The sequence below is a fragment of the Thermoanaerobacter ethanolicus JW 200 genome (genome assembly GCF_003722315.1).
GTDB lineage: Bacteria > Bacillota > Thermoanaerobacteria > Thermoanaerobacterales > Thermoanaerobacteraceae > Thermoanaerobacter > Thermoanaerobacter ethanolicus.
On sequence record NZ_CP033580.1, the window covers coordinates 396,726 to 410,419 of the forward strand.

At 32.5% G+C, this 13,694-nt stretch carries 11 protein-coding genes; 8 read left to right on the forward strand and 3 right to left on the reverse strand.

Annotated elements, in window-relative coordinates:
* Positions 1–150 precede the first annotated feature (150 nt).
* The 6 genes from dnaA (at position 151) to EB239_RS02025 (ending at position 6,696) form a co-directional block, all read left to right on the forward strand.
* On the forward strand, positions 151–1,482 hold the full coding sequence (gene dnaA / locus EB239_RS02000) for a chromosomal replication initiator protein DnaA (protein WP_003869995.1): 1,332 nt from the start codon (positions 151–153) through the stop codon (positions 1,480–1,482).
* A gap of 235 nt (positions 1,483–1,717) precedes the next feature.
* Positions 1,718–2,830, forward strand: coding sequence for a DNA polymerase III subunit beta (dnaN, locus tag EB239_RS02005; RefSeq protein ID WP_003869994.1), 1,113 nt, complete (start codon positions 1,718–1,720; stop codon positions 2,828–2,830).
* 20 nt (positions 2,831–2,850) lie between these two features.
* Positions 2,851–3,057, forward strand: a complete 207-nt coding sequence (gene yaaA / locus EB239_RS02010) for a S4 domain-containing protein YaaA (RefSeq protein WP_003869993.1) — start codon at positions 2,851–2,853, stop codon at positions 3,055–3,057.
* Positions 3,058–3,067: 10 nt separating this feature from the next.
* Positions 3,068–4,156: a DNA replication/repair protein RecF gene (gene recF, locus EB239_RS02015; RefSeq protein ID WP_003869992.1), complete on the forward strand. Its 1,089-nt coding sequence runs from the start codon at positions 3,068–3,070 to the stop codon at positions 4,154–4,156.
* A gap of 11 nt (positions 4,157–4,167) precedes the next feature.
* Positions 4,168–4,425 (forward strand): extracellular matrix regulator RemB, encoded by a 258-nt coding sequence (gene remB, locus EB239_RS02020; RefSeq protein WP_003869991.1) that lies wholly within the window; start codon positions 4,168–4,170, stop codon positions 4,423–4,425.
* Positions 4,426–4,437: 12 nt separating this feature from the next.
* Positions 4,438–6,696, forward strand: coding sequence for a glycoside hydrolase family 31 protein (locus EB239_RS02025; RefSeq protein WP_003869990.1), 2,259 nt, complete (start codon positions 4,438–4,440; stop codon positions 6,694–6,696).
* Between the two features lie 17 nt (positions 6,697–6,713).
* On the opposite strand, the gene EB239_RS02030 is transcribed toward EB239_RS02025, so the two are convergent.
* Genes EB239_RS02030 through EB239_RS02040 form a run of 3 tightly spaced genes read right to left on the reverse strand, consistent with a single transcriptional unit; the run spans position 6,714 to position 9,158 of the window.
* Positions 6,714–7,445 carry a type 1 glutamine amidotransferase gene (locus tag EB239_RS02030; protein ID WP_003869989.1) on the reverse strand — a complete coding sequence of 244 codons (732 nt, stop codon included), beginning with the start codon at positions 7,443–7,445 and terminating at the stop codon, positions 6,714–6,716.
* On the reverse strand, positions 7,442–8,797 hold the full coding sequence (locus EB239_RS02035) for a Mur ligase family protein (RefSeq protein WP_003869988.1): 1,356 nt from the start codon (positions 8,795–8,797) through the stop codon (positions 7,442–7,444). The genes EB239_RS02030 and EB239_RS02035 overlap by 4 nt, the downstream gene beginning before the upstream one ends.
* 31 nt (positions 8,798–8,828) lie before the next feature.
* Positions 8,829–9,158, reverse strand: a complete 330-nt coding sequence (locus EB239_RS02040) for a tRNA-binding protein (RefSeq protein WP_003869987.1) — start codon at positions 9,156–9,158, stop codon at positions 8,829–8,831.
* A gap of 192 nt (positions 9,159–9,350) precedes the next feature.
* Between EB239_RS02040 and gyrB the strand changes: the two genes are divergently transcribed.
* Both gyrB and gyrA read left to right on the forward strand, forming a co-directional pair.
* Positions 9,351–11,252 carry a DNA topoisomerase (ATP-hydrolyzing) subunit B gene (gyrB, locus tag EB239_RS02045; RefSeq protein ID WP_003869986.1) on the forward strand — a complete coding sequence of 634 codons (1,902 nt, stop codon included), beginning with the start codon at positions 9,351–9,353 and terminating at the stop codon, positions 11,250–11,252.
* Positions 11,253–11,266: 14 nt separating this feature from the next.
* Positions 11,267–13,690, forward strand: a complete 2,424-nt coding sequence (gene gyrA / locus EB239_RS02050) for a DNA gyrase subunit A (protein ID WP_003869985.1) — start codon at positions 11,267–11,269, stop codon at positions 13,688–13,690.
* Positions 13,691–13,694 lie beyond the last annotated feature (4 nt).

Sequence of the window (13,694 nt, forward strand, 5' to 3'; positions counted from 1 at the left end):
CTGCACATGTGTTTTTGTAAAAGTTATCAAATTAAAAAATTCACAAAACTAAATTTAACTTACTAACAACTAACTTATACCGATAATATATTATGCCACCCTTTTAAATAAGTTATCCACATTTTATTGATGGGCTTAGGAGGTCATACAATGTATGGAGATCATCGTCAAATATGGGAGAGGATAGTGGAGGTCATAAAGAGTGAGCTTACCCCCACCAGCTATAACACCTGGTTAGTTCACATAAAACCCTTAGCAATCATTGATGATGTATTATTTTTAAGCACTCCTAATACTTTTACAAAAAATATAATAAATGGAAGATATATAAATATTATCTACGACGCTGCTTCAAAAGCTACAAATAAACTATACGAGATAAAAATATTATCAGAAGACGAAGAAGAATATAGAGAAATTAAAGAATCTATCGAAAAAGAAAACTTAACTGAATCCACTACTCTTTCCACCCTAAATCCAAAATATACTTTTGATACTTTTGTAGTTGGAAACAGCAATAAACTTGCTCACGCTGCATGTCTTGCAGTAGCTCAAGCTCCTGCAAAAGCGTATAACCCTTTATTTATTTATGGAGGAGTGGGTTTAGGTAAAACCCATTTAATGCATGCAATAGGGCACTTTATCAATAAACATCAAAGTGGTTACAAAATAATGTACGTTACGTCAGAAACGTTTACAAATGAGCTGGTTAACTCCATAAAAGACGACAAAAACGAAGAATTTAGAAACAAGTACAGAAACATTGATGTCCTTCTAATAGATGATATTCAATTCATAGCAAAAAAAGAACGAACTCAAGAAGAATTTTTTCATACTTTTAACACTCTTTACGAAGCCAATAAGCAAATAGTTATATCCAGTGATAGACCACCAAAAGAAATTCCAACTTTAGAAGAGAGACTAAGGTCAAGGTTTGAATGGGGTTTAATTGCGGATATACAGCCACCAGATTATGAAACAAGAATTGCAATACTTAAGAAAAAAGCTCAATCAGAAAATCTAAATATACCCGACGAAGTTTTAGCTTATGTGGCAGAAAAAATCCAATCAAACATAAGAGAGTTAGAAGGAGCGTTAATAAGAATCGTAGCTTTTTCAAATCTTACAAAATCTAATATAGATTTAGAATTAGCTAAGCATGCTTTAAAAGAAATTGTATCCAATAAAACGAGAGAAATAACTGTAAAACTCATACAAGAAGAAGTTTGCAAGTACTATAACATAAAACTAGAAGATTTCAGGTCCCGCAAAAGGACAAAAAACATAGCTTATCCGCGGCAAATTGCAATGTACTTAGCGAGAGAACTGACAGATTTATCTCTTCCAAAGATAGGAGAAGAATTTGGAAAAGACCATACTACTGTAATCCATGCCTATGAAAAAATCTCTAGTGAAATAAAACAAGATGAACTTCTCTCAAGGCAGATTGAAGAACTTAAAAAGAGAATAAAAGGTTTTTAACATATAAACAGGGATAACCCTGTTTATATGTTTTAAAATTTTTTGTCTGTGAATATTGTTAATAATTTTAAATAATTATCCAAAAGTTATTCACAGACAATTATCGACTTTTTCTCTGCTTTACAAACTCTTACTAACAAAATAACACTTTCTATTACTACGACTACTAAATGTTTATCTTATCTATTATATGATTTGATTCAAAAAAATATTCTCAAAAACAGGAGTGAAAAAAATGAAATTTGTGTGTGACAAAAATTCATTATTTGAAGGAGTAAATATTGCAATAAGGGGGGTATCCTCCCGTACTACTCTTCCTATTCTTCAAGGTATAAAAATCTCGGCTTTAAAAAGTCAGGTCAAATTTTCAGGAACTGATTTGGACATAGGAATAGAATGTCAAATTCCTGCGGTGGTAGAAGAAGAGGGTGAAATAGTAGTACCTGCAAAAATTTTTTCAGAATTAGTTCGGAAATTGCCTGAGGGAGATGTAAAAATAGAAAGTGATTCTCAAAACACAGTAAATGTAGTTTGCGATAGTATAAATTTCACTATTGCAGGAAGTGATGCTTTAGAGTTTCCTGAAATTCCTAAAGTATCTAAAGAAAATTCTTTTAAATTGACGCAAAATATTCTAAAAGACTTAATAAGAAAAACGGTCTTTTGTATTGCCCAGGAGCAAACAAGACCTATTTTGACAGGTGTTCTATTCGAAGTGTTTCAAAATGAAGTTAAAGCAGTAGCTTTAGATGGATTTAGAATGGCTATATATTCTTATCAGAGTGAGGAAAAATTCTTTGACGAGGATATAGAAAAATATTCTATAGTAATTCCAGGTAAAACTTTAGAAGAGATATACAGAATCTTAAAAGATGAGGAAACAGAGATAGAGATATACCACACTGCTAATCAAGTGTTATTCCAAATTGAAAATACAAAGGTAATATCGAGGCTTTTAGAAGGAAGCTTTATAAACTACAATGCTGTTTTACCAAAGGATTATAAGACTGAAGTGGTAGTCAAAAGAGAAGTTTTAACTGAAAGTATTGAAAGAGCTTCACTAATTGCAGAAAGCAAAAATAATTTGATTAAGTTTGAGATTGGTGATAAATTTATTACTGTTTCTTCTAATTCTGAAAAGGGTAAAATGGTAGAAAAGATAGAAGTCGATGTAAAAGGAATGTTTCTTGAGATCGCTTTTAACTCAAGATATTTATTAGATTCTTTAAGAGCCATCGATGAAGAGGAAATAACGCTTTATTTCATAAATAGTATAAATCCGTTAATAATAAAACCTATAGGAAGTAAAGATTATCTTTATATGATACTTCCTGTAAAACTCAATTAAAAATAAGAGGTGTTTTTTAAATGATAGAAGTGCCTATAGAGACGGAATATATTACCTTAGGGCAATTTTTAAAGTATATGAAAATATGTCAAACTGGAGGACAAGCAAAGCAATTTATTTTAGAAGGAAAAGTTAAAGTAAATGGCGCAATAGAATTAAAAAGAGGTAAAAAACTTCGCAAAAATGATATAATTGAGGTAGAGGGTAAAACTTATATCATAAAGTGAGGAATTTAACTTGTATGTGAAGGAGCTATTTGTCGACAATTTTAGAAATTTACAAAAGCAAAAAATAGAATTTTGCGAAGGAATAAATATATTTTATGGTTTAAATGCACAAGGAAAGAGCAATTTATTAGAAAGTATTAGGCTTTTAAGTATGGGAAGGTCTTTTAGAGGGAGCAAAACTACAGAACTAATAAAATTTGGAGAAGATTATTTTTATGTAAAAGCAATAATTTGTCAAGAAAATAACGATAAAAAAATAGAATTTGGATACAAGAAAAATGAAAATAAAGTCATTAAAGTAAATGGCAATAAAATAAAGTCAACTTCCGAACTTTTAGGTCAACTTTTGACAGTCATTTTTTCTCCTGAAGATTTAAACATAATAAAAGAAGGACCTTCCTATCGCAGGAAATATTTAGATTCTTGTATCTCTGTGGTTGAAAAGAATTATCTTTATAATCTCATGCAATATAACAAAATACTAATAAATAGAAATAAACTATTAAAGACTATAAAAGAAGGAAAAAGTAGAAGTATACTAGAAGTTTTCGATGACCAATTAGTAGAATACGGTGCAAAAATAATTGTGGTGAGACAAAGTTACTTAAAAAATGTAGAAATTAATATAAAAAAATTTTTACTTGAAATTTCCAATGAGACAGCAGAAATTGTCTACCTAAATAGTGTTGGACTTAAAGATGCTTCAGATGAAGAAATAGTTAAAAAAAGATTAAAAGAAAAACTATTAAAGAATATAGATTTAGATTTAAAGTATCTTACAACACAAGTAGGACCTCATAGGGAAGATTTTAAGATTATTATAAACGGCTATGATTCAAGAGTATATTCTTCTCAAGGCCAACAGCGAACAGTGGCTTTATGCCTTAAATTATCAGAGTTTGAAATTTTAAAAAAGGAGACTGGTGAAAAACCCATACTGCTTCTGGATGATGTAATGTCAGAGTTAGATGAAAATAGAAAGAAATATATCTTAGAAAGATTGCAAGGTTTTCAGACTTTTATAACCCATACTACAAAAAGAGATTTAAAAGGAGATTGTTATTTTAAGATATCTAATGGGGTTGTCATTAAGGAATAGGGGGTCAAAAAATGTATGTCCATTTAGGCGGCAACGTGGTAGTACCCGATAAAGAAATTATAGGCATTTTTGATATGAATATTGTAACCACTTCTGAAGCTACTATTCAGTTTCTGAGAGTAGCGGAAGAAGAAGGATTTGTGGTCAGAATTTCTGACGAAAAGCCAAAGTCTTTTATAATCACAGAAAGGGATAAGAGGAGTATTATTTATTTATCACCAATTTCTGCCTTTACTCTTATAAGAAGGACACAAAAAATAGAGGAATAGGGAGGTATTGAATTGTATCAAAAAACATCGGAAAAAATTGTTGTGAGAAATGAAGGAAAGAAGTTAGAGCTTAGAGTATTAGGTGATAAAATTATTAACGTTTTTGTAAGTAATAAAGAGGAAAAAAGAAAGGATACAATTGCGATAGAAAGGAAAGAATACGATACTCCTGAGTTTAGTATAAGTGATGAATTAGAAAGCATATTAATTGAGACTAATTCATTGAAAGTAAAAATAAATAAAAATGACCTTTCTGTGAGTTTCCTAGATAAAAATGGAAATATAATTAATGAGGATTACAATGGAGGAGCAAAGTTCAATGAAACAGATGTAAGGTGCTATAAAAAGTTAAGAGAAGACCATTTTTACGGTTTTGGAGAAAAAGCAGGATATCTCGACAAAAAAGGCGAAAGGCTGGAGATGTGGAATACAGATGAATTTATGACTCACAACCAGACTACAAAACTTTTATATGAGTCTTACCCTTTTTTCATAGGAATGAACGATTATCACACTTATGGAATATTTTTGGACAACAGTTTTAGGTCTTTTTTTGATATGGGTCAAGAAAGTCAAGAATATTATTTTTTTGGAGCATATGGCGGCCAAATGAACTACTATTTTATATACGGAGAAGACATAAAAGAGGTTGTGGAAAATTATACATATCTTACAGGAAGGATAAGTCTTCCGCCATTATGGGTATTAGGTAATCAACAAAGCAGATATAGTTACACCCCACAAGAGAGAGTACTGGAGGTTGCAAAAACTTTTAGAGAAAAAGATATTCCTTGTGATGTGATATATCTCGATATAGATTACATGGAAGGGTATAGAGTTTTTACATGGAATAAAGAAACGTTTAAAAACCACAAAGAAATGTTAAAACAGCTTAAAGAAATGGGATTTAAAGTAGTGACAATTGTAGATCCAGGAGTTAAGAGAGATTACGACTACCATGTTTACAGAGAAGGAATTGAAAAGGGTTATTTTGTAAAGGATAAGTACGGTATAACCTACGTTGGAAAAGTATGGCCAGGGGAAGCTTGTTTTCCTGACTTTTTACAAGAAGAAGTGAGATATTGGTGGGGTGAAAAGCACAGAGAATTTATAAATGATGGCATTGATGGTATATGGAATGATATGAATGAACCAGCTGTTTTTGAAACACCTACAAAAACAATGCCAGAGGATAATATTCATATTTTAGATGGAGAAAAGGTACTTCACAAAGAGGCTCACAATGTCTATGCAAATTACATGGCAATGGCCACAAGAGATGGTTTTCTAAGGATAAGACCTAATGAAAGGCCTTTTGTTTTGACAAGAGCCGCTTTTTCAGGGATACAAAGGTATGCTGCAATGTGGACAGGAGACAACAGAAGCTTGTATGAGCATCTTCTTATGATGATGCCAATGTTAATGAACATAGGTCTATCTGGACAACCGTTTGTAGGAGCAGATGTTGGAGGATTTGAAGGAGATTGCCATGAAGAACTTTTTATAAGGTGGATAGAGGCTGCGGTATTTACTCCGTTTTTAAGAGTTCATTCTGCAATAGGAACAAAAGACCAAGAGCCATGGTCTTTTGGTAAAAGAGCAGAAGATATTTCTCGAAAATATATAAAAATGAGATATGAACTTTTGCCTTACTTATATGATTTGTTTTACATTGCATCTCAAAAAGGCTATCCTATTATGAGGCCTTTGGTTTTTGAATATCAAAAAGATGAAAATACTCATAAGATATATGATGAATTTATGTTTGGAGAAGGTCTCTTAGTTGCTCCTGTATATCTTCCTTCAAAAGAAAGAAGAGAAGTTTATTTGCCTGAAGGAATCTGGTATGATTACTGGACGGGAAAAGGATTCAAAGGAAAAAACTATTACCTTGTGGATGCTCCTATAGAAGTAATACCTCTTTTTGTAAAAGAAGGAGGAATACTGTTAAAACAGCAGCCTCAGTCTTTTATAGGGGAAAAGAAGCTGGAAGAATTAACAGTGGAGATATACAAAGGGAAAGAGGGACATTATCTCCATTATGAAGATGATGGAAAATCTTTCGATTATACTAAAGGGGTTTATAACCTCTTCGATATAAGTTTTTGTTATAAAGAAGGAAGAATGGATATAAAATTTGATAAAATTCACTTTGGCTATGACAAAGGAGTTAAAAAGTATAAATTTATATTTAAAAATTTTGACGACATCAAAGAGATTAAGATAAATGGTGAAAAAGTTGAGAAGGAAAGTTGTGAAATTGAATTGTAAAATAGAGGCAAAAGCCTCTATTTTTTTACAAATCTTTCTATCAAAGATTGTTTAGCTTGTTGTTCTAAAGAGTCATCCAAAGGAGTTAATTCTACTTTTCCATATTTTCTCTTTAAAGCAGTTTCAATTAAAATATCTGCAAATTCAGGATTTTTGGGTAGTACTGGACCGTGGAGATATGTTCCATACACATTTTTATAGATACATCCTTCTGTTTTATCTTCTCCATTATTTCCATTTCCAATTATTACTTTACCTAAAGGCTCCATTTTTTCCAAAAAAGTTTTTCCTGAGTGATTCTCAAAACCTACCATTTTAAAATTTTTATCGGCTATATTTGTCTCTATAACTATATTTCCTATCAATCTCCTATTACCAGCTATTGTCCAGGCTTTTAAAATTCCTAAACCTTCTAATTTGCTACCAGCCAGAGTTTGATAGTATTCTCCAAGTAATTGATATCCTCCACATATAGCTAATACTGTCAAACCATCTTCAATAGCTGTTTTCAAATTTTTACCTTTTTTATTTTTTAAATCATCACTTACAATTTTTTGCTCTCTATCTGACCCTCCTCCTAAGAATAGAAGGTCTATGTCAGTAAATTCTTCAGTGTAATCTAAAGTTATTGGCTTTATCTCTATTTCAATTTTTCTCCATTCACATCTTTTTTTTAAAGCTACAATATTTCCTATGTCTCCATATAAGTTTAATAAATCAGGATACATGTGGCCAACGACTAATTTCATTTTTTTGCCTCCTGTAATTTTAAATATTTGCTTACATCATACAAAGAAGTATAGTTGGGAAGTACAGCTATTAATTCTTCTTCTGTTAAATCAGCTATAGTGTCAAGAGCTTTTTCTATAGAATTTATTATTTTTATTTTTTTAATATCAAAGCCGGCATATTTTAATCTTACTGCCATGTCTTCTGCCCTTAAACCTGAAGTTACTATATAGTTTACTTTTGTCTTTGATAAAAAGCTTTCTAAGTTTACATCCCACAGCCAAGACACATCCCTTCCATCAGCGTAATTATCATTTATAGAAATTAAAAGGTTTAAGGGTTTATTAAATTGAGATAGCATATTTAAAGTGCTTTCAAAACCGATGGGGTTTTTGATTAAATTTATTATTGTCCTTTTGCTTTTTATTTTAGTTTTTTGTAATCTTCCTTCTATTGGCCAATAGCTTTCTATTGCTTTTAATATAGTGCTAAAGTCTATGTTCAACAAAATGCCAGCAGATATAGCTGCTAATAAATTATACACATTGTATAAGCCTATTAATCTACTTTTAACTGTAAAAATTTTATCTTTATAGTATAGATTAAAATTTATTCCATCTTCATTTAAAAATATATTAGTGGCTTTAAAATGAGGATTTGGCCGCTTTTTGCCACAATTGGGGCAGTAATAGTCTCCCAGTTGCCCGTAATATATTTTTTTATATTCGTATTTGTGGGCACAAATTGGACAGTATTTTTGTTCAAAAGAAGAGGAGTTAATTCCTTCAATGTTGTCTTCAACTCCATAGTAAAAAACTTTCGATTTTATTTCATCTCCTATTGAAGCTGTAAAAGGTTCATCAGCGTTTAGTAATACTATAGAATCTTGTGGCAGGTTTAAAAGGGCTTTTTTTACTTTTTCTACTGTTGTATCTAGTTCTCCATATCTGTCTAATTGGTCTCTAAAAAAGTTGGTTATTACTACTATATTGGGTTTTACATCTTCTATCACAATGGGCATGTTTGCTTCATCTACTTCAAAAACGGTCGCATCTTTTTGTAAATTTCCCAAAAAATTGCTGCTTTTTATTAAAGCAGTTGCAATTCCCGTTTTCATATTTGCTCCTTCTTTGTTGTGTACAACACTTTTCCCAGCAGTGGTCAAAATAGAGGCTATTAATCCGGAAGTTGTAGTTTTGCCATTTGTACCTGTTATTATTACTTTGTTGTTTTTTATGGGCCCTATTAGTTTTTCAATTAATTTAGAATCGTACTTTAGTGCGATTTTTCCGGGAAGAGATGTTCCACCTTTTCCTGTGATTTTGCAGGATATGTTGATGAGTTTACCTATGTTGACACCTAAAAATTTCACTATTTACCACCTTCCATAAAAAATAAAACCATTAATAGATTTTATTGCCTATTTTTACTTCTCTTTCTGGTTGAAGCAAGACGACATTCCCATCTTCGTCATCAACTCCAAGCAACAATACTTCAGATATAAAATCTACTACTTGCTTTGGAGGAAAATTAACTACGCAGACCACCAATTTATTATACAACTCTTCTTTTTTGTACAATTTTGTTATTTGAGCGCTGGACTTTTTGATTCCTAATTCGCCAAAGTCAATTTTTAACTTATAAGCAGGTTTTTTTGCTTTTGGAAAGTCTTCTACCTCAATTATTCTTCCTACACGTATGTCAAGTTTTAAAAAATCTTCATAAGTAGCCATTGAATTCACCTCAATTTAAGTATATTATATTATAGGTATATTTGTTAAGTATATTATATTATAGGCAATAATAAAAATAAAATTATTTCCTCTTCATTTCCCGGGAAATTTTTCGGGAAATGTTTTGAATTGAGCAATTCTTAAAAGAATGATAAAATAAAACTGTTGGATAAATTTGCGGAGGTTGTGAATATGGCAAAGGATGAAACTTATACTGCAAGTCAAATACAAATATTAGAGGGTTTAGAAGCTGTGAGAAAAAGGCCAGGAATGTATATAGGTTCTACTGGTAGCAGAGGACTGCATCACCTTGTATACGAGGTAGTCGATAATAGTATAGATGAAGCATTGGCCGGTTATTGCAAAAATATAGTAGTTACTATACACAAAGATAATTCTATAACGGTTGAAGACGACGGAAGAGGTATACCTACAGATATTCACCCAAAAGTTGGAAAACCGGCTGTAGAAGTAGCTTTAACGATGTTACATGCAGGTGGAAAATTTAATAATGACGCTTACAAAGTATCTGGAGGATTGCATGGAGTAGGTGTTTCTGTTGTAAATGCATTATCTGAAAAATTAGAAGTTATTGTAAAACAACATGGGAAAATTTATAGGCAAATATATGAAAGAGGAGTTCCAAAAACGGATTTAGAGGTTATTGGAGAGACAGAAGAGACAGGTACAACTATTACTTTTAAGCCGGATAAGGAGATTTTTGAAGAAACTGTATTCGACTATGATGTATTAGCTCAAAGATTGAGAGAATTAGCGTTTTTAAATAAGGGTATAAATATTAAGCTTATAGACGAAAGACACGGAAAAGAAGAGGTCTTTAACTACGAAGGTGGAATTATATCTTTTGTAAAGTATTTAAATAGAAATAAAGAAGTCCTCCATGAAGAGCCTATATACATGGAAGCGAAAAATAGCGACTATGAAGTAGAGGTTTGCATGCAGTATAATGACAGCTATAATGAAAATATCTTTAGTTTTGCTAATAATATTGATACTAGAGAAGGTGGTACCCATCTAGTAGGCTTTAAAGCAGCTTTGACTAAAGTTATTAATGATTACGCAAGAAAATACGGAATTATAAAAGATAACGAGAAAAATTTACAGGGTGAAGATGTAAGAGAAGGACTTACAGCTATTGTAAGTGTAAAATTAAAAAATCCACAGTTTGAAGGACAGACTAAAACAAAATTAGGAAATTCTGAAATGAGGTCTATTGTAGAAAATGTAGTAACAGAAAAACTCTCGGCTTTTTTAGAAGAAAATCCCTCAGTTGCAAAAGTTATAGTAGAAAAAGCTACTCAAGCAGCAAGAGCAAGGGAAGCTGCGAGAAAAGCCAGAGAGCTTACCAGAAGAAAGTCTGCTCTTGAAAATACTACTTTGCCGGGTAAACTTGCCGACTGTTCGGAGAAAGACCCTTCCAAATGTGAGCTTTTCTTGGTAGAGGGTGACTCTGCAGGAGGTTCTGCTAAATCAGGTAGAAACAGTAGATTTCAAGCGATACTTCCACTCCGAGGAAAAATTTTAAATGTAGAGAAGGCAAGACTTGACAAGATATTGTCTAATGAAGAGATAAGAGCAATGATAACTGCTTTAGGTACTGGCGTAGGGAATGATTTTGATATAAGTAAGTTAAGGTACCACAAAATAGTTATAATGACAGATGCAGACGTAGATGGAAGCCATATTAGGACATTACTTTTAACATTTTTCTATAGGTTTATGAGACCTTTAATTGAAAATGGAAATGTGTTCATTGCTCAACCACCTTTATATAAAATTACAAAGGGCAAAAAGGTATATTATGCTTACTCGGATAGAGAATTAGACAAGATCTTAAATGAAATTGGAAGGGAAAATTATACTGTTCAAAGGTATAAAGGTCTTGGAGAAATGAATGCTGACCAGTTATGGGATACAACTATGGATCCAGAGAAGAGGACGATGCTTAAAGTTACATTAGAGGATGCGATAGCTGCAGATGAAATTTTCACCATTTTGATGGGGGATAAAGTCGAACCAAGAAGGGAATTTATAGAAAAATATGCAAAAACAGTTAGAAACTTGGACATATAAAAGAGGTGAAATAGATGAGTGAAGAAAAAGAGAAAGTAATCCCAGTAGACATTGAAGATGAAATGAAAAAATCTTATATAGATTATGCGATGAGTGTAATTGTTGGAAGGGCATTGCCAGATGTGAGAGATGGTTTAAAACCAGTTCATAGAAGGATTCTCTATGCTATGAATGAGTTGGGATTAACCCCTGACAAGCCATATAAAAAGAGCGTTGCAGTTGTTGGTGAAGTTTTAGGAAAATACCATCCTCACGGTGATGCAGCTGTTTACGATACTTTAGTGAGACTAGCACAGGATTTTTCAATGAGAGAAACTTTGATAGATGGGCACGGAAACTTTGGAAGCATAGATGGAGACCCTCCGGCTGCCATGAGGTACACAGAGGCGAGGCTTTCAAAAATTGCCCTTGAGATGCTTACAGATATCAACAAAGAGACAGTAGATTTTGTGCCAAACTTTGATGAGACTTTAAAGGAACCAGTTGTACTTCCCTCTCGATTTCCTAATCTTTTAGTCAACGGCTCTCAAGGAATTGCTGTAGGTATGGCTACGAATATTCCTCCTCACAATTTAGGAGAAGTCATAGATGGAATTGTCGCTTATATAGACAATCCTTATATTTCAGTAGATGAACTGATGAAATATATAAAAGGACCTGACTTTCCTACAGGAGGAATAATTCTAGGAAGAGACGGTATAAAAGAGACTTATGAGACAGGAAGAGGTAAAATTGTCGTTAGGGCAAAGGCAGAAATTGAAGAACACCACGGTAAGACGAGAATTGTAATTACTGAGATTCCTTATATGGTTTTAAAAGCTAAGTTAATTGAAAAAATAGCTGAGTTAGTCCGTGACAAGCACATAGAAGGGATTTCTGATTTGAGAGATGAATCTGATAGGAATGGAATGAAAATTGTAATAGAGCTAAAAAGAGATGTCAATCCAAAGGTGATACTTAATAAACTTTATATGCACACACAAATGCAGCAGACCTTTGGAGCTATAATGTTAGCTCTTGTAGATGGAGAGCCAAAAATACTAAATTTAAAGCAGATTATAGAAAAGTATGTAGATCATCAAGCGGATGTTGTAACGAGAAGGACCAAGTTTGACTTAAGAAAAGCAGAAGAAAGAGCCCATATTTTAGAAGGGTTAAAAATCGCCCTTGACCACATTGATGAAGTGATAAACATAATAAGAAGTTCAAGGACAGAAGCAATTGCTAAACAAAATTTAATGGACAAGTTTGGGTTAAGCGAAAAACAAGCACAAGCGATAGTTGACATGAGATTAGGAAGGTTGACTGGGCTTGAAAGGCAAAAAGTAGAAGATGAGCTTAAAGAGTTAATTGAAAAGATAAAAGAATTAAAGGAAATTTTGGCAGATGAAAGAAAAGTGCTGGAAATAATCAAAAAAGAACTTTTGGAAATAAAAGATAAATATGCTACTCCGAGAAAGACAAGCATTGTGGCAAAAGAAGAAGAGTTAGATTTAGAGGATTTGGTTCAATTGGAAGATGTTGTAGTGACAATGACACACTATGGATATATAAAGAGAATGCCTCTTGATACTTATAAGGCTCAAAAACGTGGAGGGAAAGGCATATTAGGTATATCTACAAGAGAAGATGACTTTGTAGAGGATATATTTATCACTACAACTCATGACAGACTGTTGTTCTTTACAAACAAAGGTAAAGTATATAGTTTAAGGACAATAGACATTCCTGAGACAGGAAGACAAGCAAAAGGCACGGCTATTGTCAATCTCATACAGATAGCTCAAGGAGAGAAAGTCACAGCGGTTATTCCTCTTAAAAAGTCAGAAGATATTAAGTATATTGTGATGTGCACTAAAAAAGGCATAATTAAAAAGACTTCTATAGAAGAGTTCAGGTCAATTAAGAGAAATGGTATAATTGCTATCACGTTGGAAGAAAGTGATGAGCTTATAAATGTAAAATTAACAAATGGAGAAAGAGAAATAATAATAGGGACTGCCAGAGGCTATGCTATAAGATTTGATGAAAAAGACATAAGACCTATGGGAAGAGTGGCAAAAGGTGTAATAGCTATTTCCTTGAGAGAAGATGATGAAGTGGTAGAAATGGACCTTGTTCATCCCAACAGCGAAATTTTAGTAGTAACAGAAAATGGATTTGGGAAGAGAACGGACTTAGAGGAATACAGGCTTCAAACAAGAGCAGGAAAGGGAATAATTGCAATAAGGCTTAGCGAAAAGACTGGTAAATTGGTGTCTATACGGTCAGTAAATCCAGAAGATGAATTTATGATAATTTCTGCAAATGGGATTCTTATAAGAATGAAGGTGTCAGATATTTCTAAGATGCACAGAGATACAAGAGGAGTAACCCTTATGAAGCTTGATGATGGTGACAGGGTTGTTTCTACTGCAAGAATAGAAAATGAAGAATAAAAAT